The sequence below is a fragment of the Blautia sp. SF-50 genome (assembly GCF_900101315.1).
Lineage (GTDB): Bacteria > Bacillota > Clostridia > Lachnospirales > Lachnospiraceae > Blautia_A > Blautia_A fusiformis.
The window spans coordinates 1-24,556 of record NZ_FMUW01000039.1; the positions used below are offsets into that span (position 1 = coordinate 1).

The 24,556-nt window shown below is 43.9% G+C and carries 23 protein-coding genes and 1 pseudogene; 10 read left to right on the forward strand and 14 right to left on the reverse strand.

What is annotated here, in order from left to right:
- On the reverse strand, positions 1-179 hold a 179-nt coding region (locus tag BLP57_RS18785; RefSeq protein ID WP_139148857.1), incomplete at its 3' end, for a helix-turn-helix domain-containing protein.
- A 286-nt stretch (positions 180-465) separates the two neighbouring features.
- Between BLP57_RS18785 and BLP57_RS15515 the strand changes: the two genes are divergently transcribed.
- Positions 466-2,007 carry a serine hydrolase gene (locus tag BLP57_RS15515; RefSeq protein ID WP_207646716.1) on the forward strand — a complete coding sequence of 514 codons (1,542 nt, stop codon included), beginning with the start codon at positions 466-468 and terminating at the stop codon, positions 2,005-2,007.
- A gap of 139 nt (positions 2,008-2,146) precedes the next feature.
- Here BLP57_RS15515 and BLP57_RS18345 read toward each other — a convergent pair whose 3' ends face one another.
- From BLP57_RS18345 to BLP57_RS15525, 3 genes are read right to left on the reverse strand one after another with little or no spacing between them, the layout of a single operon-like run.
- Positions 2,147-2,617, reverse strand: a complete 471-nt coding sequence (locus tag BLP57_RS18345; protein WP_242872651.1) for a substrate-binding domain-containing protein — start codon at positions 2,615-2,617, stop codon at positions 2,147-2,149.
- A 2-nt stretch (positions 2,618-2,619) separates the two neighbouring features.
- Positions 2,620-3,066: a helix-turn-helix domain-containing protein gene (locus BLP57_RS18350; RefSeq protein WP_242872652.1), complete on the reverse strand. Its 447-nt coding sequence runs from the start codon at positions 3,064-3,066 to the stop codon at positions 2,620-2,622.
- Complete coding sequence (locus tag BLP57_RS15525) at positions 3,059-3,271, reverse strand: TOBE domain-containing protein (RefSeq protein WP_015527392.1); 213 nt, start codon at positions 3,269-3,271, stop codon at positions 3,059-3,061. The genes BLP57_RS18350 and BLP57_RS15525 overlap by 8 nt, the downstream gene beginning before the upstream one ends.
- Positions 3,272-3,578: 307 nt before the next feature.
- Between BLP57_RS15525 and modA the strand changes: the two genes are divergently transcribed.
- From modA to BLP57_RS15540, 3 genes are all read left to right on the forward strand, one after another.
- A complete protein-coding gene (gene modA, locus BLP57_RS15530; RefSeq protein ID WP_092073088.1) occupies positions 3,579-4,481 on the forward strand; it encodes a molybdate ABC transporter substrate-binding protein in 903 nt (300 codons plus the stop codon).
- A gap of 67 nt (positions 4,482-4,548) precedes the next feature.
- A complete protein-coding gene (gene modB / locus BLP57_RS15535) occupies positions 4,549-5,244 on the forward strand; it encodes a molybdate ABC transporter permease subunit (protein ID WP_015527390.1) in 696 nt (231 codons plus the stop codon).
- Entirely contained in the window at positions 5,244-6,293 is a 1,050-nt protein-coding gene (locus BLP57_RS15540) for a sulfate/molybdate ABC transporter ATP-binding protein (protein WP_092073091.1), read from the forward strand. The genes modB and BLP57_RS15540 overlap by 1 nt, the downstream gene beginning before the upstream one ends.
- Before the next feature lie 84 nt (positions 6,294-6,377).
- On the opposite strand, the gene BLP57_RS15545 is transcribed toward BLP57_RS15540, so the two are convergent.
- On the reverse strand, positions 6,378-7,466 hold the full coding sequence (locus BLP57_RS15545; protein WP_021651931.1) for a PucR family transcriptional regulator: 1,089 nt from the start codon (positions 7,464-7,466) through the stop codon (positions 6,378-6,380).
- A 103-nt stretch (positions 7,467-7,569) separates the two neighbouring features.
- Positions 7,570-8,685, reverse strand: coding sequence for an ABC transporter ATP-binding protein (locus BLP57_RS15550; protein WP_092073095.1), 1,116 nt, complete (start codon positions 8,683-8,685; stop codon positions 7,570-7,572).
- A 331-nt stretch (positions 8,686-9,016) separates the two neighbouring features.
- Here BLP57_RS15550 and BLP57_RS15555 point away from each other — a divergent pair, with 331 nt between their 5' ends.
- The 3 genes from BLP57_RS15555 to BLP57_RS15565 all read left to right on the forward strand — a co-directional run bounded on the left by BLP57_RS15555 (position 9,017) and on the right by BLP57_RS15565 (position 12,166).
- Positions 9,017-9,475 (forward strand): transcriptional repressor, encoded by a 459-nt coding sequence (locus tag BLP57_RS15555; protein WP_242872653.1) that lies wholly within the window; start codon positions 9,017-9,019, stop codon positions 9,473-9,475.
- Between the two features lie 259 nt (positions 9,476-9,734).
- On the forward strand, positions 9,735-10,076 hold the full coding sequence (locus BLP57_RS15560) for a DUF6110 family protein (RefSeq protein ID WP_092073099.1): 342 nt from the start codon (positions 9,735-9,737) through the stop codon (positions 10,074-10,076).
- 14 nt (positions 10,077-10,090) lie between these two features.
- On the forward strand, positions 10,091-12,166 hold the full coding sequence (locus BLP57_RS15565; RefSeq protein ID WP_092073102.1) for a heavy metal translocating P-type ATPase: 2,076 nt from the start codon (positions 10,091-10,093) through the stop codon (positions 12,164-12,166).
- Positions 12,167-12,347: 181 nt separating this feature from the next.
- On the opposite strand, the gene BLP57_RS15570 is transcribed toward BLP57_RS15565, so the two are convergent.
- Entirely contained in the window at positions 12,348-13,295 is a 948-nt protein-coding gene (locus BLP57_RS15570) for an AraC family transcriptional regulator (protein WP_092073105.1), read from the reverse strand.
- A 260-nt stretch (positions 13,296-13,555) separates the two neighbouring features.
- Between BLP57_RS15570 and BLP57_RS15575 the strand changes: the two genes are divergently transcribed.
- Complete coding sequence (locus BLP57_RS15575; RefSeq protein WP_092073108.1) at positions 13,556-15,673, forward strand: glycoside hydrolase family 36 protein; 2,118 nt, start codon at positions 13,556-13,558, stop codon at positions 15,671-15,673.
- A gap of 256 nt (positions 15,674-15,929) precedes the next feature.
- Here BLP57_RS15575 and BLP57_RS15580 read toward each other — a convergent pair whose 3' ends face one another.
- The 7 genes and pseudogenes from BLP57_RS15580 to BLP57_RS15605 form a co-directional block, all read right to left on the reverse strand.
- Entirely contained in the window at positions 15,930-16,343 is a 414-nt protein-coding gene (locus tag BLP57_RS15580) for a C-GCAxxG-C-C family protein (RefSeq protein ID WP_022426236.1), read from the reverse strand.
- Positions 16,344-16,363: 20 nt separating this feature from the next.
- Complete coding sequence (locus BLP57_RS15585) at positions 16,364-17,722, reverse strand: M20 family metallopeptidase (protein WP_092073111.1); 1,359 nt, start codon at positions 17,720-17,722, stop codon at positions 16,364-16,366.
- A 104-nt stretch (positions 17,723-17,826) separates the two neighbouring features.
- On the reverse strand, positions 17,827-19,035 hold the full coding sequence (locus BLP57_RS15590) for a MalY/PatB family protein (RefSeq protein ID WP_092073114.1): 1,209 nt from the start codon (positions 19,033-19,035) through the stop codon (positions 17,827-17,829).
- Between the two features lie 177 nt (positions 19,036-19,212).
- Positions 19,213-20,376 (reverse strand): RNA-guided endonuclease InsQ/TnpB family protein, encoded by a 1,164-nt coding sequence (locus BLP57_RS15595; protein WP_092073117.1) that lies wholly within the window; start codon positions 20,374-20,376, stop codon positions 19,213-19,215.
- Positions 20,339-20,983, reverse strand: a pseudogene (locus BLP57_RS15600) (IS607 family transposase). The gene BLP57_RS15595 and the pseudogene BLP57_RS15600 overlap by 38 nt, the downstream one beginning before the upstream one ends.
- Before the next feature lie 449 nt (positions 20,984-21,432).
- Entirely contained in the window at positions 21,433-21,588 is a 156-nt protein-coding gene (locus tag BLP57_RS18115) for a hypothetical protein (protein WP_015527375.1), read from the reverse strand.
- Between the two features lie 146 nt (positions 21,589-21,734).
- A complete protein-coding gene (locus BLP57_RS15605) occupies positions 21,735-22,772 on the reverse strand; it encodes a helix-turn-helix domain-containing protein (protein ID WP_092073120.1) in 1,038 nt (345 codons plus the stop codon).
- A gap of 269 nt (positions 22,773-23,041) precedes the next feature.
- On the opposite strand from BLP57_RS15605, the gene BLP57_RS15610 reads away from it, so the two are divergent.
- Both BLP57_RS15610 and tnpA read left to right on the forward strand, forming a co-directional pair.
- Positions 23,042-24,064: an ABC transporter substrate-binding protein gene (locus BLP57_RS15610; RefSeq protein WP_092073123.1), complete on the forward strand. Its 1,023-nt coding sequence runs from the start codon at positions 23,042-23,044 to the stop codon at positions 24,062-24,064.
- A gap of 179 nt (positions 24,065-24,243) precedes the next feature.
- Positions 24,244-24,556, forward strand: a 313-nt coding sequence (gene tnpA / locus BLP57_RS15615; protein WP_092073129.1) for an IS200/IS605 family transposase, incomplete at its 3' end; no start/stop codon positions are given.

The following is a 24,556-nucleotide window of genomic DNA, read 5'->3' on the forward strand; positions in this document are numbered from 1 at the left end:
GCGCTTCTTTCCCTGATAATGGAATGACGTCTGATTTCTTTGGATATGGTACTTGGATCCTTGCTTAATTCTATTGCAATACTTCTAAATGAATCACCGTTATTTAAATGCTGTTCGATTATAATACGTGCAGATAAGTCAAGATGTTTTTGGTTGCCTTTTGGTCTTCCTGTATTCATTTTATCCTCCTTCTGCACAGGCAGGGGATCATCTGCAGTAGTATTTTATAAAAAGAAGAAGGAAAAATCCATGCAGAAGTAATTTCTACAGGTATAGAATTTACTCTTGCAAGGTAGAATTTAAAAATTCATTTAACTTGGCTGAAAAAGGTAAGCGGATACAACCGCCTGATCCAGAACATCTGTGTGAAAATAGGATAATAAAGATAAAGGAGAAAGACCTGCCATCGTCTGTGGCAGGTCTTGTTAAAGTATGAAAGCAAAAAAAACAGTTTGTATATATTGGTTGATATTAGTAGTGGTTTTTGGATGTATTATTGGTGCCAGAAGTACAGAGATAAAGGTCGAGGCTGCTGAAAGAACGGTACGATTTTGGGATAACAGTGGAAATTATCTTCAGAAATCTGGCGGGAATTGGTATTTGAAAGATTCTAAGAAGCGAAAACTTACCGGATTACGTTATTTGTCAATCCCAAAGACAGAGTTTTTAAAAACAGGATTTTATATGTTTGATAAAAACGGAAAACTTTTGAGAAAGCAATCCGTTTATTATTTCGATAAAAAGACAGTTTCTGGTGTCCGCTTTGATAAATACCACATCACAGACTTCAATGGAAGAATTTCAAAGGGAGAGCGTGGCTTTGTAAACGTAGCTGAACAGAAGGTACGGGGCAAAAAAATTATCGCAGGCATTTATTATGTGGAAGCGTACGGAAAACTGGCTGATCGTGGAACAATACGCTATATAAGACAGAGAAGATTCGGTGGGCGTAATTTTAAAGGTGGTTATTATTATTTCTATGGAACCGGAAGAATCTGCATGCGTCCGTCTTTTCATAAAGTGAACAAAACAGTTCAGGGAAAAAAGTTTAACGGAATTTATTATTTTGGCAATGATAACGGAAGAATGGTACAGAAGGCAGGGTGGGTAACCTGTGAGGGCCAGCAATATTATGTAGACCAAAATGGAAAAATGCTGGTGAACCGGTGGAAAGATGGTTATTACCTGAAATCGAACGGAACTATTGCGAAAAATATGAAAACACCGGATGGTCAGTATGTGGACTGGCAGGGAAGAAAAAGTACAAGATCAGAGTATGCTTTAAGTGCATTTAAATCGGAATTGGAGAGCTTTGTTTCTGCCTACGGTGGAGACTGGTCTGTTTATATAAAAGATCTGAAAACAGGAAATGTTGTAAACATAAATGATCGGGAAATGTATCCGGCAAGTACGATCAAGGCATTTGTGATGGCGTCGGTCTATGATCAGATCCGTCAGGGAAAAATGCAATACAGCTCCGGTGTGTACAGCTTGCTGTGGGATATGATCACCGTCAGTGATAATGAATGTTATAATGAACTGGTAAGGCGTCAGGGAGGCGGAAGCTTTGTAGGAGGAACGGCTGTAGTGAACCAATATCTTCGAAAGAACGGTTACAAAAATACCGGTTGTCACAGTTCCCTGCATCCGTCTTCTTCTGCCTGGAGCAGTGATGGCTGGCGTAACACGGCATCTGCAAAAGATTGTGGGATACTCTTAGAAAAAATCTATCGAGGTCAGTGTGTTTCTCAACAGTATTCCAGAGAAATGCTAAATCTTTTACTGCATCAGACGAAACGATACAAAATTCCATCAGGTCTTCCGACAGGTATAGTATGCGCGAACAAAACTGGTGAGACAAGCTCAGTTCAGCATGATATGGCAATCGTCTATGGAAAGAAAACAAATTATGTATTATGTATATTTTCAGAAGGTGCTTCCGAAGATCATTTACTGCATGGAATCCGTTCGATTTCTTCAAGAGTATATCAATATCTGAATAAATAAAGATCAGCCAGCAGTCATAGGATCAAGAAACTTCCTTAATTGGGCAAAAATAAGGAGTGATCATTGACGTGCTGGCTGATTTTGTATTATCAAAGAAATGGTTGCGGAAGAATTTTTTACATAAGCGTTTTTCTTAGCCCTAAATATGCCGGATATTTCCGGTGTCAGTAGTATCGTATCCGGTTTGAAGAGCTAAAAACCGGCGGAAAGGTTCGGATGCAATGGTTTCCGCTACGGCCTGAAAGCCGGGGGTGCTCAGATTTTTGGTCTGCATAACCAGGAAGAGTGATTCCTGGCAAACAGGAAGAAAATCCAGCTCCGGAAAGTTTCTCGCTACACAGGCCTCGCCAAGAGCTATGTCTGCCTGTCCGCCAGCCACTGCAGCAGCCGTGGAGTGATCGGTAACAAGCTCATTTCGATATCCGGATATGGAATCCGGTGAAATTTCGGAAGACAGAAGTGTACGGTCAAGAAGGATGCGACGGCTGCTTCCTTTTTCGCGGTTCACAAAAATAATATCTGCCCGTGTAAGATCAGAAAATCCCCGGATATTCTTGGGATTTTCTTTTTTTACATAGAAGCCGACGGGATATTGACACAGAGAGATCACAGTCAGTGGGATACGGGTATAAGGCTATGGATATCTTCCGGTGAGGCGGATGCACAGGCAATGTGGACTTTTTCAAAATAGAGAGAATACAGTCCGTTGTAGGTATTCATGTGAGACTGCAGAACAGGCAGATTGTCCGGGTGTGTGGGAAGCTGATTCAGGAGAAGATCCAGAGCCGGAGAAGCCTGTCCGCTGATGATCAGTCCACTGGAATGCAGAAGATAATCCCTTTTCAAAAGAGAACTCTCCGGCTGGTGATCATAAGACTGAGCAGAAGACGCAGAACATTCCGAACCCTTAAGATACTGAGACAGCTGTTCCTCGCTGACCCGCAGCTGTTTGCCGACTTTGGAGGAGGAAAGCTCTCCGCGTTTGATCAGGTCATATACTGTGGATTTTTTGATCTTTAGTTTATCTGCAACTTCCTGTGCTGTGTAGACTTTATTCATCGATACCTACCATAACATTGGTTGCCTTAATAACTGCGTAAGCATCAGAGCCTACTTTCAGTCCAAGTTCTTCCACCGCCGCACAGGAGATGGTAGCAGTGATGATATTTCCACCACCGATATCGATGGAAACGATGGAATTTACAGCTCCCTGGTTGATGTTGATGATTTTTCCTTTTAACTGATTACGTGCACTGAGTTTCATAAGTAAGTCTCCTTTTTTTGAATATTGAATGAACCGGATCAGGCAAGTTCTCTGCTTCCGTTGTGCAGAGCAATGAACCTTGTGTGGGATTTGTCTGTATCAGGAGTGCTGTAAGCCACTCATGATAAGAAACGAAGCGGATCGTGAACATCCGCCTGGCTTGTCAACTATGTATTTATGATAGCACTTGTAGAGAAAAACAGCAATGCCTTATAGCTTGACAAGAAACTTTCCTTTCGGTAAAATTAAACAAAACCATTCAAAACTAAACAAAACTGAACGAAACGGAAAAGGAGGGAAACAAAAGATGAAGAAAAAAATCTTAGCAGCCCTTACCGCGGGAATTTTAACAACAGGCCTTATGACCGGAACTGTTTTTGCGGCAGACACAGAAGCGAAAGGTGATGAGAACCTGAAGGGAGAGGTTTATGCATTTATTGCTGCCAGCCTCAGCAATTCCATGGAGGAGATCCAGAAGGATTTCAATGAGCTTTATCCGAATGTAACGATCTATTACAGTGCAGACAGTTCAGGTACACTGCAGACACAGATCGAGGAAGGTGCACGCTGTGATCTTTTTTTTTCAGCAGCAGATAAACAGATGGATGCCCTCACAGAGGAAAAACTGACAAAGGAAGACACCGTTAAGGATCTTCTTGAGAACAAAGTCGTTCTGATCAGACCAAAGGACGGAGAGACAAAGGTAACAGGATTCGAGAATATCACAGACGCTGAGAATATGGCGCTTGCAGGAGAGGATGTTCCGGTGGGACAGTACGCCCGTGAGATCTTTAACAATCTTGGAATCATGGACGATGTAAACAAAATGGAGATCAACGAGTGCAAGAATGTAACGGATGTACTTGCAGCAGTCAGTGAAGGAAGCAATGAGGTTGGTGTTGTATATGCGACAGATGCTGCGTCTGTTACTGATAAAGTAGATATCATCGCAGAGGCGCCGGCAGACAGCCTTAAGACGCCGGTTCTTTATCCTGTGGGACTTATCGAGGACAAGGAAGCATCGGAAGACGATACCAGGGCAGCAGAGGCTTTTCTTGATTATGTAGAGTCTGATGCAGCGATCAAGGTATTTGAGGGCTATGGATTTACAGCATATGAGGATGAGGATTCCGAGGATGCCACAGAAGCTTCTGCAGACAACACGGAGGCTGAGGACAGCACAGCTTCCGCAGACAGCACATCCAAATGAGTATGATGTAGAAAACCGGCAGGCAGTAAATATTGAAACACAGTAAATGCCGGCACAGGAATGAAATATGACAGAATTTTTGAGAGAAATAAACTGGAGTCCTCTGTGGATTTCCTTAAAAACAGGTCTGGCAGCCACAGTGATCGCTTTTTTTCTGGGAATATTTTGCGCCCGGAAGATCATGAAGCTGAAGCCGGGAGCCAGAGCAGTACTGGACGGGATCCTTACTCTTCCGCTGGTACTTCCTCCTACAGTGGCTGGATTTTTTCTGCTACTGATCTTCAGTCTGAAAAGGCCCTTCGGAAGCTTTCTTCTGGATAATTTTGATATTAAGATCGTGCAGACCTGGAAGGGCTGTGTGGTCGCAGCGGCAGTGATCGCATTTCCGCTGATGTACCGCAATGCTCGGGCTGCTTTTGAACAGGTGGATATAAATCTTATCCATGCAGGCCAGACTCTGGGGATGAGCGACAGCCGGATATTCTGGCGGGTAGTCATGCCGGCGGCAGGACCGGGGATCGCATCCGGAACAGTGCTGGCATTTGCACGTGCGATCGGAGAATATGGCGCAACCTCCATGCTTGCCGGAAATATCCTTGGAAAAACCAGAACAGTTTCTGTTGCCATTGCATCAGAGACAGCAGCCGGAAATTACGGAACTGCAGGATTCTGGGTCGTTGTGATCGTGCTGATCTCCTTTGTGATCGTAGCGCTGATCAATATCGTATCCGGAAAAGGTATGAAAACAAGAAGGTGGATCTGATGGCAGTCAAAGTAAATATCGAAAAAAACTTCTGTGATTTTTCCCTGAAGGTAGATTTTGAAGGCAGTTCGGCAGCCATTGGGCTTCTTGGTGCTTCCGGCAGCGGAAAAAGCATGACCTTACGCTGTATTGCAGGAATCGAAACACCGGATAAGGGAAGGATCGTTATCAATGGAAAAACAGTGTTTGATTCTGAAAAAGGGATCAATTTGAAACCGCAGAAGCGACGGATCGGATATCTGTTTCAGAATTATGCGCTGTTCCCAACCATGACAGTGGAACAGAACATCCGCTGCGGTTATCGTGGGGAAAAATCCTTCGCCAGAGAAAAAGTGGCAGATCTGATCCGGCGATATCATCTGGAGGGGCTGGAGAAGCGCCTGCCCTCACAGCTTTCCGGCGGACAGCAGCAGAGAGTGGCACTGGCCAGAATGATGATCGGAGAGCCGGAAGCTATTCTTCTGGATGAGCCGTTTTCCGCACTGGACGGTTACCTGAAGGATGTGCTCCAGCGGGAGATGCAGGATTTCCTCAAGGACTATCCGGGAGATATGATCCTTGTGACACACAGCAGAGATGAGGCTTATAAATTCTGCAGGGAGCTTTCCATTGTACATGAAGGCAGGATCCTTGTGACCGGGGAGACAAAGCAGCTGTTTGAGAGACCGGGACTTCTGGAGGCAGCAAAGCTTACCGGCTGTAAGAATTTTTCCAGAGCGGAGAGGCTGGGACCTCACGAGATCTATGCGGCGGACTGGAAAATGAAGCTCCATACCGAAGAAAACGTAGATATGGATATTACCCATGTAGGGATCCGCGGCCACTGGATCCGCCCGGAATCAGAGCCGGGTGAGAACTGTATGGCAGTGCAGGTAGACCAATACATAGAAACTACATTTGAACATCAGTATATGATCCGAAACAAAGCGGAAGAGAATGCTGCCGGATTATGGTGGATGCGTCCCAAAAACAGCTTTACGGAGGATCCGGATAAAGATCTTCCGGAATATCTGTATCTTCCACCGGAGCATCTGATGCTGCTGAAATAAAGAAAACCCCGGAAACAGACATTATCTGCTGTTTCCGGGATTTTTTGTGCACCTGCATTTTTGATGGATTTTTGCGGACAGGAGCTATTTTCCGTGATTTCCGGAATAGGTGATGTAATCGGACACCATCATGGCAAGCTTGAAGGCCAGTGCATCCTCAAAGGTACGGATATCCAGGCCAAACCGCTTCTGCAGCTTTTCAAAACGGTACACCAGAGTATTCCGGTGCACATAGAGCTGTCTGGAGGTTTCAGAAAGGTTCAGGTTATTTTCAAAGAAGGTCCGGATGATATTGAGGGTTTCGTCGTCAATAGATTCCAGGGATTCTTCTCCGAAGATCTCGCCTACAAACATGTTGCAGACCTGAGTGGGCAGCTGATAGATCAGACGGCCAATGCCCAGACGGTTATAACCGAAAACATTTTTGTCAGCATAAAAGATCTTGCCGACCTCCAGAGCAGTGCGGGCTTCCTTGTAGGCATCGGAAAGCTCCATGATATCATCTGCAACATTGCTGTAGGAAACCCAGGCAGAGGTCATGGCCTCTGTATTGAGCATATCCACCAGCATGCAGGCGATACCCTCCAGTTCTTCGTAGCTTTCGGTGCTCTGAAGCTCACGTACTACGATGATGCCGGAATCATCCAGTGCAGTGATAAAATCCCGTGTACGGGCAGAAAAGATGTTGCGGATGGTAGCCAGGGCATTTTCGTCCTTGTGCTGCTTGGTTTCCACAAGAAATACCGCACGGCGGGCGGAAGGTGTAATATGAAGACGGGCAGCCTTGTTAAAAGCTTCTACCTGGGAATAACGGTCCAGGAGAAGATTTTGCATAAAGGAGTTCTTGTCTGTTTTTTCCGTATAGGCAGTGAGGAGACTTTCTACCTGGCAGACAGCAAGCTCTCCGATGGTAGAAGCCTGCTCTCCGGAGCCCCATACGATCAGAAGCATATTGCTCTGAGGTATGTTGTTCAGCTTGTACAGACTGCAGCTGCGGTTGGAGATGCATAAGGCAGGATCCTCCCGGAACTGAGCAAGCTTTTCAGAAGAAGGAAGTCGACGGTCCCCTGTGGAAATGTATATCTGGTCATTTTCATCCAGAATACAGAAATCAAGACCGCTGATCCGGTTCCAGTCATCCAGACATTTTTGAATTGTTTGCTGTATTTTCATAAAAAGCGTCCTTTCTGATGTGAAATAAAACTAGTGAAATAAAAAGAAACCCCGGGAAATCATATCCCCGGGGTTACATTCTGTTTTTATGATTCGACGAGAATTAGTTTGTGATAGTAAGCTCTGTCTCTTTGTCGAAGAAGTGAGCTTTCTCCATATCGAATGCAAATCTGATCGGATCACCGGTCTTAGCTGTTGTACGAGGATCAACTCGTGCTGTAACCTGAGTTCCGTCAACATCGAAGTACAGGAATACTTCAGCACCAAGAAGCTCGTAAACTTTAACTACGGAGTTCATTGGTTTGCTTGGAGATGTCTCAAGGAACATCTGAGAATCATGGATATCCTCAGGACGGATACCAAGAACAACTTTCTTTCCAACATAGCCTTTGTCTTTCAGGACTTTAGCTTTAGCTGCCGGAACGATAACCTCATGCTCACCACCGATCGTAGCAATTACATTGCCGCCTTTTTCGGAGATAACAGCATCAAGGAAGTTCATCTGCGGAGATCCCATGAATCCTGCAACGAAGAGGTTGCCTGGTTTCTGATACAGGTTCTGTGGTGTATCAACCTGCTGAACAACACCGTCTTTCATAACAACGATTCTGGTACCAAGTGTCATAGCCTCTGTCTGGTCATGTGTTACATAGATGATAGTAGCACCAAGTCTCTGATGGATCTTGGAGATCTCGATACGCATCTGTACACGAAGCTTAGCATCCAGGTTGGAAAGAGGCTCATCCATAAGGAATACCTTAGGATTACGAACGATAGCACGTCCCATAGCAACTCGCTGTCTCTGACCACCGGAAAGAGCCTTCGGTTTACGATCAAGAAGCTTGTCAAGGTCAAGGATTCTTGCTGCTTCACGAACAGCCTTGTCGATCTGGTCCTTCGGAACTTTACGAAGTTTAAGTCCGAATGCCATGTTATCATAAACTGTCATATGAGGATACAGAGCGTAGTTCTGGAATACCATTGCGATATCACGGTCCTTAGGCTCAACATCGTTCATGACTTTGTCACCGATCTTAAGTGTACCACCGCTGATCTCCTCAAGACCTGCGATCATACGAAGTGTTGTAGATTTTCCACATCCGGATGGTCCTACGAAGATGATGAATTCTTTGTCTTCGATCTCCAGGTTGAAATCTTTAACTGCCTGGAAGCCATTCGGATAAGTTTTATTAATGTGAGATAATGATAAACTTGCCATTGTTGTTTCCCTCCAAAATTAATATATTGTTTTACGTAATTTCCTTTGCTGGTTAACAGTATATCGAAAATGAGAGAAAAGGGCTAGAGCTGAATCTTACAAAGTTTCCGGCAGTTTCTTGTCATTCTGACGAAAAAACGAAAGGGGATTTTTCGTCATTTTGTCAAAACGACGGTTTCCTATGTACAGGTTCACGAAACATTATACGGTATTCAGGCAGAATCCTCAATATGTAAAAAAAGTTCAAACGAGTTATTTACAACTAACCTAAGTTGGAGTATACTAACTTATTAGATAAAAGAAAAGTTTTCTCAATAAAGGAGGGATCAGAATGCATATTGCAGAAGCCGAAACAGAAGAGAAAAAAACAGGATGCTACCGACATACAGAGATGCAGAGGGATCTTATTATAGAGAAACTGAAGGAGAAGGGGCTCCGCATCACCAGACAGAGAAAGATTCTTCTGGACATTATCCTGGAGGGAGAGTGCTCCTGTTGTAAGGAAATCTATTACAGGGCTTCCGCACTGGATCCGAAGATCGGTGTAGCTACAGTATACCGTATGGTCAATACGCTGGAATCCATCGGTGCTATCAGCCGAAAGAATATGTATCGCGTGGCATGCAGCACAAAAGGCGCCTGCACAGTAGAACTGGATGATGATACGATATGCCATCTGTCCGGACAGAAGCTTAATGAAGTGATCCTTGCAGGACTTCGGGCCTGTGGGGAGATCAGTGAACAGAATATCCGTACCCTGGCGCTGCTGCCTGTTCATGAGGTCGGGTGAGTATGGAAAAGCTATGGCACAATATAATAGGAAAGAAGAGGTTTGTACAGACTAAGAATTAGACAGATCAAACTATTAGTAAAAATTAACTGTTAGGTAAAAATAACTGAAAATTTAACGAATTGTGCTGAGTTCACACAAAAAACACTGGACTTTTTTTTACAGACATTTTATAATATTGAAAATATCGGGGCGGACATGAAAAATCCTCACCGGGAATCAGAAAAAAATAAAAATCATATATCAGGAGGAAATTATTATGGCAGACTTTAAATTCAAAAAATCAGGACTTTTTGCAGCAGGCGTTCTTTTCGGAACAGCAGGAATCAAGATCCTCACAAGCAAGGATGCGAAGAAGCTTTACACAGGATGCACAGCAGCCGTTTTAAGAGCTAAGGACTGCATCATGAAAACAGCTACGAATCTTCAGGAGAATGCGGAAGATATTTATGCTGAAGCTAAGGAGATCAATGAGGAAAGAGTAGCAGCTGAAGAGGCTGTAGAGGATGTTGAGACAGAAGCAGAGGAAACTGCAGATGAGGATGCATTCAAAGAAACAGCAGAAGAGACAGAAGAAGCAGCAGAAGAGACAGCTGAGTAAAGAGGCGATTTTCCGTGAAATTTTATATCAAACATGAGACAAGAGGCCGGCTTCGTATCCATCTTGCTCAGAAGAGGATGAGCTACGGGCAGGCAGATACGCTGTTGTATTATCTCGAGAATCTTGATGGAGTGGTTTCTGCCAAGGTATACGAGAGAACCTGTGACGCAGTTGTAAATTATCGGGGCAGTAGAGCTGCGGTTATCCGTGGTATCAGCGAATTTCATTATCAGGATGTAGAGGTTCCTTCACAGGTGCTGCAGAGCTCAGGGAGAGCACTGAATGCAGAATATCAGGAGAAGCTGATCTCCAAGGTGATCTGCCATTACGGAAGAAGGCTTTTTCTGCCATATCCGCTGAATGCCATTTATACAACAGCTACTTCCCTGAAATATATCTGGAAGGGAATCGATACACTTCTTCACCGTAAGATCGAGGTGCCGGTCCTGGATGCCACTGCAATTGGAGTGTCTGTATTACGTCAGGACTTTGGTACTGCAGGCTCCATCATGTTCCTGCTTGGAATCGGAGAGATCCTGGAAGAGTGGACGCATAAGAAATCTGTAGGTGATCTTGCAAGAACCATGTCCCTGAATGTTGGCAGGGTATGGCTGAAGAGAGAGGATCAGGAGATCCTGGTAGAGTCCGGAGAGGTCCAGCCGGGAGATGAGGTTGTTGTACGTATGGGTACCGTAATTCCTTTTGACGGAAGTGTTACAGATGGAGAGGCTATGGTCAACCAGGCTTCTCTTACCGGTGAGTCTGTACCTGTATGCAAGAAAGAGGGCAGCGTTGCCTATGCAGGCACTGTTGTGGAGGAAGGTGAGATCACCATCCGCGTAAAGACGGTAGGTGGTTCCAGCCGCTATGACAAGATCGTTACCATGATCGAGGAGTCTGAGAAGCTGAAATCTTCTTTGGAGGGAAAGGCAGAGCATCTGGCAGATAAGCTGGTTCCCTATACTCTTGGAGGAACAGCACTTACATATCTCCTTACCAGAAATGCCACCAAGGCCCTTGCGATCCTAATGGTGGATTTCTCCTGCGCGCTTAAGCTTGCAATGCCGATCTCTGTATTGTCTGCGATCCGTGAGGCCGGTACACATAAGGCTACAGTTAAGGGCGGTAAATATCTGGAAGCAATGGCTGAGGCAGATACCATCGTATTTGATAAGACAGGAACTCTGACAAAGGCGAAGCCAACCGTTGTGGATGTGGTTCCTTTTGACAACAATGATCCGGAGGAGATGTTGCGTATCGCCGCATGTATGGAAGAGCATTTCCCACACTCCATGGCCAAGGCTGTTGTCAGTGCTGCCAGGAAGAAGCATCTGGCCCATGAGGAGATGCATTCAAAGGTTGAATATGTAGTAGCGCATGGAATTTCCACTACAATCGAAGACCATAAGGCCGTGATCGGAAGCTATCACTTTGTATTTGAAGATGAGAAATGTCTGATTCCGGAGGATGGCAAGGAGAAATTCGACAATATTCCGGAAGAGTATTCCCATCTGTATCTTGCCATTGACGGACGTCTTGCAGCCGTGATCTGTATTGAAGATCCTCTTCGTGAGGAGGCGAAAGCTGCTGTAGAAGCACTGCGCGGGGCAGGGATTTCCAAGATCGTTATGATGACAGGGGACAGTGAGCGTACAGCAGCAGCCATTGCCAGACGTGTGGGAGTGGACGAATATTATTCCGAGGTGCTTCCGGAGGATAAGGCCAACTTCATCGAAAAAGAAAAGGCAGCCGGAAGAAAGGTTATCATGGTAGGTGACGGAATCAATGATTCTCCGGCACTTTCCGCAGCCAATGTCGGTATCGCCATCAGTGATGGTGCTGAAATTGCCCGGGAGATCGCAGATATTACTGTAGGTGCAGATGATCTTCAGGAGCTGGTTGTTCTGAAAGAGATCAGCAATGCACTGATGAAGCGTATCAGACGCAATTACCGTTTTATTATTACCTTTAACGCAGGTCTTATCGCCTGTGGCGTTGCAGGTATCCTGCAGCCGACTTCATCCGCACTTCTGCATAATACCTCCACACTGGCGATCAGCCTGAAGAGTATGCAGAATCTGATTCCATAGAAAATTTTTAACCGAATCAAGTAAGTCCCCTGTAGGATTGCGAATATCCGCTTGACAATAAATATAAAAAGCCGGCCAGGTTATCGAAGAGATAAGAGCTTCGTACCTGGCCGGCTTTTTTAGGCTACTCAGACGTGGATCGCAGGTATCAGCCTGAAGATGTAGGTGTATGAAGTAAGTTTTATTTCTGAGGAAAGGGTTCGCTTTCCAACGTCAGTCCGTCAGTCATATGATAGCGTTTCTTTTGGGTATCCGAACGGAGAGGCCGGGTATGAAGGCTTCGGTACCTGGAGGGGCTCATATGATAAAATTTTTCGAAGGTATGTGCAAAATGCTGCCGGCTGTTGTATCCGGAAGAAAAGGCAATATCCGTAATGTGCAGAGTACTGTTGCACAGAAGAAAGGCGGCCTGTTCCATACGCTTGCGGTTGATATAGGTATTGATGGTGCAGCCGTTTTTTTCTGTAAAGAGCGCCTGCAGGTAGGATTTGTTGATCCCTGCATATGCAGAGATGGCAGGAATATCAATGTCTTCCAGATAATGCTCGTCAATATAGCGGAGCGCTTTTTTCAGATAGACGATTCCCTGGGTGCTCCGGCTGGAGCGGGCGCAGAATGCAAGCTCTGTAAGCATGCGGCTGAAAAGAAGAAAGAAGAGAAATTCTTCCTTTTGTATCTGACCGGAATTTTGTTGTAAAAAGGTGAGCAGATCCTTCAGGCTGTATCCGAAGCTGCGGGAATCCGTGCCGGAGCAAAAGCCCTGGGAGGCTTCCATAAAATTCCAGAACCGGGAAAATCCGGGATCCTTTTTCAGGAGAAGCTCCAGAGCAACCGGACTTTTTTCGGGAGTAAGGGAAAATTCCAGATTCAGGATCGAGCAGGGAAAACCATCCGGAATCTCCAGCCTGTGAGGTACATCCGGCCGGATAAAGATAAATTGCCCGGATTTCAGTGGGAATTCCGTGTCCTGTGTGCCATCCAGGCAGAAAACCCGGCAGGAACCGGAGGTGATATACATGATCTCATAGCTGGAATGTGTGTGATGCTCCATATGATAATAAGGCAGGGAGAGAGCATAAAAAGCAGAAATATGGAAATATCGGGAAGAGTCCTGGAAAATATCTGGCATGAAAAAACCTCCTGAGTATGCTGCGAAGCGGAATGTAAATATTTCAGCTGTAAATTGCGAGTCGGACAGATGCAGATATTCGATTAAATCGCCCTACATGTCTGACTGACTGTACTCTTTACTGTCAGCAAACAGTATATCACGCAAAAATAAATACGACAATATATTGCATTTTTACATTCAGGGGATGATACCTGTCACCTTATAAAAAAACAGATATTATACTGTGATCAGAATCAGAAAAACGGAGGGTATTTTCTATGAGCTATAAAAATGAAAACATGAAAATGATCGAATTACATGAGAATGGCCTGGATATCCAGTTTCGTATCCGGGAAAACGGCGTGGTAGAGCTGGCAGATTTTTCTTCACAGGAAGTAAAAAAAGCAGTCATGGAGCCGAAGGATGATATCTGTTATCCGGCTGTTGAGATCCACAGAAGCGGCACAGGAAGCTTAAACATGCATGCCTACAAAAACAACATCAATCAGTCCTCTGTGGATTTTGTTTATGAGAACCATGAGCTGAAGGCACAGGCCGGCGGAAAAGAGCTAGAGATCGTAATGATTTCCCCGGAAAAGCTGAAGGCAGTATATCATATGCGCCTGTTTGATGGAGTGCCGGCAGTACAGACTTGGACAGAGATCATCAACGAGGGAAGCGAGGATCAGGGGCTGACCTATGTTTCTTCTTTTATGTATCAGGGAATTTCCAGAGGCGGCGAGAAGCCTTATTATAAAAAAACAGATATCTATGTGCCGTTTAACAGCTGGTGCTGTGAGGCACAGTGGCAGAAATACGATGCAGAAACGCTGAATTTAAACGGAATGGTCGTAGATGGCTTCAATCATCAGGGATATGGCCTGAACCGTTATTGTTACAGTGGAAAGGGCACCTGGTCTACCTGTGAGTATCTTCCCATGGGAATTGCCGAGGACAGAGAAACAGGGGAGACGTATATTTTCCAGATTGAAAGCTCCGGACAGTGGCTGGCAGAATATGGCTCTGCACAGGGCGGAAATCTGTATCTTGCCTTAAGCGGCGCCACAGAGCAGGAGCATGGCTGGTATAAGAATCTGAAACCGGGAGAAAGCTTTACAACCGTTCCGGCAGGGGCAGCGGTTGTAAAAGGTGGCCTGAATCCGGCAGCAGCGGCACTGACCAGATATCGGAGAAAAGTACGCAGACCGAATACGGACGATGAGAAGCTGAACGTGGTATTTAATGATTACATGAATTGCCTGATGGGAGACCCTACAACGGAGCGGGAGCTTTCCATCATTGACAAGGCAGCAGAGCTCGGATGCGAATATTACTGCCTGGATGCAGGCTGGTATGACGACGGATTCTGGTGGGACCGTGTCGGGGAATGGAAAGAAGCATCCGGAAGATTCCCCAATGGTCTGAAAGAAGTCTGCGATTATGCACACAGTAAAGGCCTGAAAATGGGACTCTGGCTGGAAATCGAGGTTATGGGAGTTGCCTGCGAGCTGGCAAACAAGCTTCCGGATGACTGGTTTGTCTGCCGTCATGGAAAACGCCACATTGACAATAAACGCTATATGCTGGATTTCCGCAATCCGGAGGTACGGAAATATTGCCGTGATGTAGTAGACAGGCTGATCAATGATTACGGTGTAGAGTACTTTAAAGTGGACTATAACGTAACTATGGGATATGGAAGTGATCTGAACAGTGACAGCTGTGCAGATGCCATCCGTGAGCATTATGAATGTCTTCACCAGTGGTATGAGGAAATCTTCCGGGATCATCCGGAGCTTGTTGTGGAGAACTGCGGTTCCGGCGGACAGCGTATGGATTATGGTATGCTGAAGATCTTAAGCTTGCAGTCTACCAGTGATCAGACAGATTATCTCTACAATGCCAATATCGCTGCCAATGTAGCCAGTGCGGTAACTCCGGAGCAGGGTGGTATGTGGGTATATCCGTATGAGGATGAAGAAGAGCATGTGATCTACAATGTAGTAAATGGTATGCTTCTCCGCCCATATATCAGCGGTATGGTATGGAAGCTGGGCGAAAATTCCATGAACCGTATGAAGGAGGGAATCTCCCTGTATAAGGAGATCCGTGAGGAAGTCCGTGACGGCGTGCCGTTCTTCCCGCTTGGTTTTGGAACTCTGAAATCTGAAGTTCTTGCTTACGGAGTGAAAGCAGAGAAGAATACCTATCTTTCGGTATGGACACCGAGAACAACAGAAGCAGTGATCCCGCTGGAAAATGCAGAGCAGGTCCGCAGAGTATCCGTGATCTATCCGAAGGAAGAGATGTGCGGATATAAGATCGAAAATGGAAATCTTGTAGTGAGGATGCCACAGGAAAAAGCGGCCAGACTGTTTAAGATCGAGATGAAATAGAAAAGCGTGAAAGACCGTAAGTTTGACGAAGAGGCGTGGGCAAAAATAAATGGAAAATAAAAGAGCGCCGGCATTTTTGCCAGAAAGCTCATCAGTCTGGATGAAGTTGTAAAGATCCCGGCTGTGTACCTGAATTATAAGAAATACAGATGGGTGAAGGATCTGACAGTGAAAAGCGAATAGAAACAGAAAACAGCAGAGCTGTATGTCCCAGGATTACAGGGAATATACAATTCTGCTGTTTTATTTTATGAGATTATCTGTTTTCCGCAAGATATTCTTCTGTAAGAGCAACCGCATCGGTGATACACTGCGGGCAGCTGCAGAGAACCTTGCCTGTTTCTACACCTTTTAATTCACGGCAGATACAGGAACCGTTTTTTTCTTTGAATTTCTGGATATAGGTGCGGAGCTTTTTGTAAGTGTCACCTTTGGAGCCGGAACCTTCTTCGGTATTTCCGCGGCTGTTGGAAAGTCCGATGATCATAGCCATACCGGAAAGAGCACCGCACATTTCCATAACACCCATTCCAAGGCCGAAGCCCTCGGCAATACGGAACATCTCGTTTTCATCGATGCCAAATTCCTGGCAGAAAGAACAGGCAACTGCCTGTGCACAGTTACAGCCATTCTCGTGTAATTTTGTAGCGTGTTCAGCTTTTGTACTCATGATTTCTTATCCTCCTGATTTCAGATCGCAAGCATATTTTTGATCGCTTCCATATAGATCAGTACTGCTTCTTCCATGCCGGAGACCAGGATAAATTCATCGGCTCCGTGGATACGGTAGTCAATTCCTTCTTTTTCAGGTCCGAAGGCTATGATGTTTTTGAGGGATTTTGCGTAAGTGCCGCCTCCGATGACCATTGGTTTGTGTTCGGTATCGCCGGTCACATCTGTGTAAGCTTTGTAAAGAGCATTTACCAGCGGAGATTCTCTTGGGAAGAATAACGGAGCAACAACCTTTATGATCTCAATACGACCGTTTTTATCTTCCAGTCTGTCCTGGCACATTTTGCGGATATCGGTCTCATTAAGAGTTACCGGAACACGGATATCGATGGTACAGGAAATGACACCGTTTTCTGTTTTTACGATTCCGTTGCATAACGTCAGATCGCCGTATTCATCTGCAAATTTCAGACCAATGCCGGAGCCGTCACATGCAGTGCCGATATGGGAGTTATAGAATTCCACAAAGTCATCTTCAAAGCCTGCTTTTGCCAGACATTCAAAGGTTACTCCTGCAGCATTGACACCGAGATGGGGAGTGCTGGCATGAGCCGGAATACCTTTGGCGTAGATGGTGAGCTCACCATTTTCTTCGGTTACCTTATATTCCTGGAGCTTCGTCCGGGAAAGTGCGGATTCCAGCTTTTCCTTCAGACCGTCCTCATCGGGAACAACGGTTGTACAGGTGTCACACATTGCATTGGATACAAAACCGCCGTTCATGGAGATGATCCGGGTGTTTTTTGAGCAGGCGATCATGGCAAGCTGACCTTTTTCACCGTGGATACATGGGAAGCTGGCATCCGGTGTGAAACCGCAGGAAAGTTCTTCTGCTACCTGATTGTAGTGATCCATACATTTGGAACCTGTTTCCTCGTTGCAGCCCATGATCAGGCGGACTCTTTTGTTCAGCTTCACGCCGTGGTCGCGGAGAAGCTTCATGGCATAGAGCGCTTCCAGGATAGGGCCTTTGTCATCAGTGGTCCCGCGGCCGTATACATGATCGTCTTCACGGGTAAGGCGGAACGGATCGTAGGTCCAGTCTCCGCCTACAGGAACGATATCCAGATGACCGGCGATGCCGACGATCTCATCGCCCTCACCCATTTCGGCATAACCGCAGTAGTTATCCAGGTTTACGGTTTCAAAGCCAAGTTCTTCGGCAATCTTCAGTCCCTCTTTCAGGGCTTTTGCAGGACCCTCACCAAATGGTTTTCCCTCGGAAGGGGTACCGAGCTGGGAGTCAATGGCAACCAGTCTGCCAAGATTTGTGAGCATTTCTTCTGATAATGCGTGGATTTCCTCTTTAATATCCATATTGATTTCCTCCTGTTTACAGCGTTCCGGAAAGTGACAGGATGGAACGCTGATGTTATGAGCTCTATTATAGCATAGATTGTAATGAATGGCAGAGTAGATTTTTACCTGTTGAAGACGTACCGATCCATTCGGCGGAAGGCTTCTTCTATGCGGGAACGGGGTGAGGCCAGATTCATTCTCAGGTGGCAGGGACCGAAAAACATCCTGCCGTCCTGGACGGCAACGCCGACATCCCAGCAGGCTTTTTCCACATCTTCGATTGTTTTGCCATGGGCAGCACACCAGTCGGTGCAGTCGACAAAGAGCATATAGGTGCCTTCCGGCCTGGAAACGTTGACACCCTTAAAGTGCCGGTCAATGTAATCACAGGCAAAGTTTACATTTCCGCTTAGTACTTCGCATAGTTCATCGGTCCATTCATAGCCTTCAGGCTGATAAGCGCCAAGCAGAGCGTGCATGGACAGAACATTCATCATATTATAATGGCTCAGACTGGACTCCTTCAAAATACGATCCCGCCACCAGCTGTTGTATACAATGTGATAGCTGCCAACAAGTCCTGCCAGATTAAAGGTTTTGGATGGAGCGTAGAAGGCCGCTGTACGCTGGCGGGCATCTTCGCTGACGGACTGGCTGGGGATATGCTTATGGCCATTCAGGATGAGGTCAGACCAGATCTCGTCTGAGATGACGTAGACATCATATTTTCGGTACAGCTCCATGGCTTTTTCCAGCTCCCGGCGTTCCCACACGCGTCCGCAGGGATTGTGTGGATTGCAGAGAATGGCAGCGTGGATCTTCTTTTCACGGAGTTGTTTTTCCATGTCTGCATAATCCATTCTCCATATGCCGTTTTCATCCCTTACCAGCGGAGAATGTACGGCCTCGTAGCCGTTGTTTTTCAGGCTTGAGGTGAAGCCTATGTATGTCGGGCTGTGGACCAGGACGTTATCACCGCGGGAGCAGATGCAGTTCAGTGCACTGATAACTCCGCCCAGAACGCCATTTTCGTAGCCAATGTGCCTGGGCTTCAGACCGGTGACACCGTGGCGTGTTTCCTGCCAGCGGATGATGGCTTTATAATATTCCGGCGGGGCTTCGAAGTAACCGAAGGCCGGGTGACTGGCCCGTTCGATGATCGCCTGCTGTATGGTAGGTACAGTAGGAAAGTTCATGTCTGCTACCCACATCGGGATGGCATCGAAGCCCTCCTTCGGCGGGGCAGGAGAGAAACCATCGCCCTTCAGGCCGTCTACTGCAATGGAATCTCTGCCATGCCGGTCAATGATGGAAGTGAAGTCGTATTTCATATGAATGCTCCGTTACTGAAAACTTATAAAAAGTTATAAACTTCTATGTTTCATTCCTACTTCAACGAGTATGCTTTTGATGATATAAATATCTATCTACTCACAAGTTCTTGTACTCTCCATAGGCGTAAATTCCGGATTAACGTACCCGTACATATTTGCACTAACGTTTTAGTGTTAGCTTGCAAATCTTTCTCCATAAGCCTTGAGATTTATAGATGCCTGAAAATCTCTATCAATGACATTTCCACAATCACATTTATAAATTCTGTCAGATAATTTCAAGTCTTTTTTAATGTTTCCACAGCAACTGCAAAGCTTTGATGATGGATAAAACCGATCAGCCACAATAAGCTGGATCCCTTTATCGCTGCACTTGTATTCAAGCTGCTTTCTAAACTCAAAAAACCCCTGATTCTGAACTGCTTTTGATAAATGTCTATTTTTCATCATTCCACTAACATTCAAATCTTCAATACAAATAAATCTTGGTTTTCGACTTACAATTTCAGATGTAGTCTGATTCAAATAGTTCTTACGGATATTTGTTAATCTGTGATTTCGTTTTAATAAAAGTTTTTCCTTTTTGATTACATTATTTGTTTTGCAGTAACTTTCTCCTTTCTTATTTTTCTCGTAAGAGCGAGAGATACTACGCTGTAATCTGCGTTTCTGTTTTTCTAGTTTCTTTACTTTCTGACTTTTATTGATGTTCTTATACTTAGCTCCATCAGAGCAAATAGCCAGATCTTTGATTCCTAGATCTATACCAATCCCATCATCATTAAGTTTTTCTATGCAATCAGGAAATTCCACACATACGCTGATCCACCAGTTCAACCCATCAAAAGATATTCTCGGATTCATGTATTTAGCATCTGTAGGAATACGACCATGCTCTGCAAGTCTTACCCAATTTAGTTTTTGTTTATTTCTTTTCCTGCTCGAAGAAAATCCTTCAAACTTAACATGAGTATTGCTGAATTGTATCTTAATATTATCCTGATAGAACTTCGGTATTGATCTCTTTTTTGGCTTGAATCTTGGGAATTTCTGCAAACCTTTGAAAAAGTTCTTATAAGCGGTGCAGGCATCTTTGATCGCCTGTTTGGTTACATTATTTGAAATACTCAATAACCATGCGTATTCATCAGAATGTCTAAGCTTTGTAAATTCTTTTCTGAGTTCTGCATCTGAAATGAATTTTCCGCCTTTTTCATAGTTTTCTATTTCCCTTGCCAAAGCCCAGTTATAAGCAAATCTTGAAGCACCTGCGTACTGAAACATCTTAGTTTTCTGTATATTATTTGGTATTAACATTACTTTTATGGCTTTTACCATCTACTTTCTCCTGTATCAATTCCCGGATAAGTTTCTTGGCTTTATTCGCTCGTTTTCCTTGTAATTTGCAACTGAATACTGTGATCATCTGAACCAGATCTTCAACAAGTTCCTGCTGTTCGGATTTTTCAGTATTATCAATAATCTCAATCTCACAATTATAAAGCGAAGCGATATATTCTATCAATTCAAAACCAAATCGCAATAGCCGATCTTTATATAAAACAACAACCTTTTCAACCTGATTTTGAGATATTCGCCTGATCAATTCCTGGAGTCCTTTTTTCTTATAATTAATTCCGGAACCGATATCACTTATCATCTCAAATGGCTGTCCTTTTGCCAGAAGATATGTCTTAACATTATCAATCTGTCGTTCCAGATCATCTTTCTGTTTATGGCTGGAAACGCGACAATATCCAATTGTAATGCGAGTTTTAGGCTTTACATTTATTACCTGGTTGAGTTGCTCGTCAGAATAATATCTATAGCCGCTTACTGTAGTATGATGCGGATGAAGTTTTCCATTGGCATCCCAATTTCGTAATGTCTAGGCGGATACGCTTATAATTTTTGAAAATTCATGTATAGAATAATATTTACTCAAAGCATCAACTCCTTTCAATAATATTCTGCTCTAATATCTTATAAAACTCAACATGTACTTATATGATTTTATAATTTTATAATTTATATTTAACTGTTAATAACCTCCTGAAAAATTCTATTTGCTTCACCTTATCATATTTTGGGGGTGGCGTACATATATTAATGTAAATTATGAGACGATTTGATTTTGCGTAATTGAGTGGATGGGTTGAATAGTGCGAATAATCTATAAAAGAAGTGGCGGAAATACCAGCAATGATATTTCCGCCGTTTTACAACTCCGAATATCCTATCCAGAGCTACTTTGTGATCATAGTATATGTTATAAAATCAAATTTTATGAAATGTAAAAAGGAACTCGTCCAGAGCCCCTTTCCTTTGAATAAGTAATAATATCTTTCTCACTCCGGAAAAAGACTTCTTTGTACTTATATAATACTGGTTCAATTACTCCTTGTCAATATTTATTTTTATCTTTGTAATGTGTTCTGTCAAAGAAATATCATCTGACAATTCAAGAATTTTCCTTAGTTCAGCAAGTTCGTCCTGTGCCTTATTACGTTCTTCTTTTATTTTTGAAATATATTGCAATTTATCATCCATTGAGGTGGTAAATTTCGTTGCAATCACGCACTCTATGGGTTAAAAGAGAGGCAGGAGTCGCGACGCCTGCCCAATAATCTCTTTTATTTATAAATGCTCTATCGCGAATGAATAGGGTTTTTATTTTGCAATAAACATAAGCAGGATCAATACTTTGCTAATAATTTTTTCCAGGGTTTATAGCCTTTCATATAAGCAAAGTCTTCTTCATTTTGGAAGCCTGCAATCAGTTCTTTTTTCATTTCTTCAGCATATGGATTTTCTACATCTTGGAATTTTATATGTTTATATAATCTTGATTTCTGAAAATCACAGATTGTATCGACATTCTCCAGCAGTTGTTTTACTACCTTAAAAGTATCTTCTACATTTTGTTCTGCCACCACAACATTAAACATGGTTGCACATTCATTGTATTTTCCCATCTCAAAAACACCTGCTAATGCACACATTTTCTCGGCCAGGAACCTTGCGGATTTATGATCTTTCTTGTCAAGAGCTTTTGTGATCATCATGCCAAAGGCAAGATTCAAAGTAGTATACTCTGAAAGAATTATATTTTTCAGTTTTTCGTATGCTTCTTCTGTTTTTTCCTGTTCCATGTATAATTGCCCAAGTCTTAGTTTTTTCATGGGATCATAGTCGGAAAAATAGTTCAGATATTTTTCTGCCATTTCATAATTCCCTTTTCGCAAGTAGAATCCGAACAGAGAATCTGCCGCATGGTGCTGGATTTTTTCGTCCTTGTCATTTAGTGCCATTTCGTACCAGGAATTAATCTGTTCGTCGTACTTATCGGGATGCTCACACTGACCTATGATTCTTCGCGAGTCAAGCATCACCGCCACCTGCCAGATAAGTATGTTGCAGTTAGGGTAATCTTTTATGATATTTACTGCCCATTGATAGGTCTTTTCGTAACCTTCTGCTGAAAACATTTTGTCCATTTCCTGAATAAGTTCTGTAATTTCAACGTCTGTCAGATTTTCATGAAAAGACAACAGGGTATCAAGGGAAATATGTAGCAGTCTTGCAATTGGTGCTAACAGTTCAATATCTGGATTGGAGTTCCCGTTCTCCCATTTATTCACCGCTGGAGTAGTTACTCCTAAGCGGTTTGCCATTTCCTCCTGGGTGAAACCAGACTCTTTTCTATATTTTTTTATCACATTTCCAATATTCATCCTAATTCTCTCCTGATTGAAATTTCAAAAGCTTTTGTGATTAAATCATAGCAGGATTGGAAATTGAACACAATTGAATTGTTGTTAAATAAAATTCATATTTTTTAACTGATGGGAAAGTTGATCGTGATCAGCAGTTGGTTTTTTGGGCATATCCTAACAAAAGGAATCATGGAGACTGTGTTTTACGATACTTTGTATGTTTCCCTGGTCACCAATTAATTAATTATGCATACTCTAACAGAAGAAGTCAAAAAAGGAGTATCTGCATGAAAAATAAAAAATGGATTTCACTGGCGGCAGCAGTCGTGCTGGCGGTGACGGCGTTGCCGATGGGAGTATTTGCTGCGAAGAAAGACAGCACGGAAGAGAAGCTTACAAAGGTTACACTGAATGAAGTCGCACATTCAATCTTTTACGCACCGCAGTATGTGGCGATCGAGGAGGGATATTTTGCGGAGGAAGGCCTGGATCTGACGCTGGTAACTGGGTTTGGTGCGGATAAGGTTCTGACTGCTCTGATCTCCGGTGAGGCAGATATCGGATTTATGGGAGCTGAAGCATCCATCTATGCATATCAGGAAGGGGCGACCGACCCGGCGTTGAACTTCGCACAGCTTACACAGCGTGCGGGGAATTTCCTTGTGGCAAGAGAAGAGATGCCTGATTTCAAATGGGAGGATCTGAAAGGAGAGAAGGTTCTTGGCGGTCGAAAAGGTGGAATGCCGGAAATGGTATTTGAATATATACTGAAGAAAAACGGCATTGATCCGCAAAAAGATCTGACCATCGACCAGAGTATTGATTTCGGTTCCACAGCAGCAGCTTTTACCAGTGATGATTCGGCGGCATATACAGTAGAATTCGAACCATCTGCGACCATTCTGGAAAAAGAAGGAGCGGGCTATGTAGTTGCATCTCTCGGAGAGGCATCCGGATATGTACCATATACATCCTACAGTGCAAAAGCAAGCTACATGAAAGAAAATTCTGAGATCATCCAGAAATTTACCGATGCACTTCAGAAGGGAATGGACTATGTGCAGAGTCATACGCCGGAGGAAATCGCAGAAGTGATCGCACCGCAGTTCAAGGAAACAGATCTTAAAACCATCACTGCCATTGTAAAACGTTATTATGACCAGGACACCTGGAAAGAGAATCTCATCTTTGAAAAAGACAGCTTTGAGCTTCTACAGGATATCCTGGAAGATGCAGGTGAGCTGACGGATCGTACAGTGTATGAAAATCTGGTGCAGACAGAGTATGCACAGAAAGCATGTGAAAATTAAAAAATAGTTTAGAAAGTTTAAAAAAACATGGGAAAAACCTGCGGCATTTATCCAATGCGTCGTAAAACCCCTTGTTTCAGCTATGGGGATATAAGACGCGTCCATCGAATTTATGCAAGTAATTGAAGATGGACAAAATAGTAATTGTATTAACTAATAAACCATAGTATAATACAAATATAAACACAACATATAAATCAAACAACAATGTCGTCTATTCCTGTAAATACCATGTAGTATGGTGTCCAAAGTATAGACGAAAAGTATTAATTAATGGTGTGGACGTCCGGCTGAAGGAGCTGCTCACAGAGTATGCTGCAAATCTTTCTGTAGACATCCTGGAAATGGAGATCATGCCAGACCATGTTCATATGCTTTTGGAAGTAGATCCTCAGTTTGGCATCCACAAAGCTGTAAAGTCATTTAAAGGCTATACGTCCAGAATTTTAAGACAGGAATTTCCCTATCTTAAAACGAAAATGCCGACTCTCT

Coding starts and splice junctions, on each gene's coding strand:
- BLP57_RS18350 (WP_242872652.1), bottom strand. CDS start 3,066: ATGAATAAAGTCTACACAGCACAGGAAGTTGCAGATAAACTAAAGATC.
- BLP57_RS15525 (WP_015527392.1), bottom strand. CDS start 3,271: ATGAAACTCAGTGCACGTAATCAGTTAAAAGGAAAAATCATCAACATC.
- modA (WP_092073088.1), top strand. CDS start 3,579: ATGAAGAAAAAAATCTTAGCAGCCCTTACCGCGGGAATTTTAACAACA.
- modB (WP_015527390.1), top strand. CDS start 4,549: ATGACAGAATTTTTGAGAGAAATAAACTGGAGTCCTCTGTGGATTTCC.
- BLP57_RS15540 (WP_092073091.1), top strand. CDS start 5,244: ATGGCAGTCAAAGTAAATATCGAAAAAAACTTCTGTGATTTTTCCCTG.
- BLP57_RS15545 (WP_021651931.1), bottom strand. CDS start 7,466: ATGAAAATACAGCAAACAATTCAAAAATGTCTGGATGACTGGAACCGG.
- BLP57_RS15550 (WP_092073095.1), bottom strand. CDS start 8,685: ATGGCAAGTTTATCATTATCTCACATTAATAAAACTTATCCGAATGGC.
- BLP57_RS15555 (WP_242872653.1), top strand. CDS start 9,017: ATGCATATTGCAGAAGCCGAAACAGAAGAGAAAAAAACAGGATGCTAC.
- BLP57_RS15560 (WP_092073099.1), top strand. CDS start 9,735: ATGGCAGACTTTAAATTCAAAAAATCAGGACTTTTTGCAGCAGGCGTT.
- BLP57_RS15570 (WP_092073105.1), bottom strand. CDS start 13,295: ATGCCAGATATTTTCCAGGACTCTTCCCGATATTTCCATATTTCTGCT.
- BLP57_RS15575 (WP_092073108.1), top strand. CDS start 13,556: ATGAGCTATAAAAATGAAAACATGAAAATGATCGAATTACATGAGAAT.
- BLP57_RS15580 (WP_022426236.1), bottom strand. CDS start 16,343: ATGAGTACAAAAGCTGAACACGCTACAAAATTACACGAGAATGGCTGT.
- BLP57_RS15585 (WP_092073111.1), bottom strand. CDS start 17,722: ATGGATATTAAAGAGGAAATCCACGCATTATCAGAAGAAATGCTCACA.
- BLP57_RS15590 (WP_092073114.1), bottom strand. CDS start 19,035: ATGAAATACGACTTCACTTCCATCATTGACCGGCATGGCAGAGATTCC.
- BLP57_RS15595 (WP_092073117.1), bottom strand. CDS start 20,376: ATGGTAAAAGCCATAAAAGTAATGTTAATACCAAATAATATACAGAAA.
- BLP57_RS18115 (WP_015527375.1), bottom strand. CDS start 21,588: ATGGATGATAAATTGCAATATATTTCAAAAATAAAAGAAGAACGTAAT.
- BLP57_RS15605 (WP_092073120.1), bottom strand. CDS start 22,772: ATGAATATTGGAAATGTGATAAAAAAATATAGAAAAGAGTCTGGTTTC.
- BLP57_RS15610 (WP_092073123.1), top strand. CDS start 23,042: ATGAAAAATAAAAAATGGATTTCACTGGCGGCAGCAGTCGTGCTGGCG.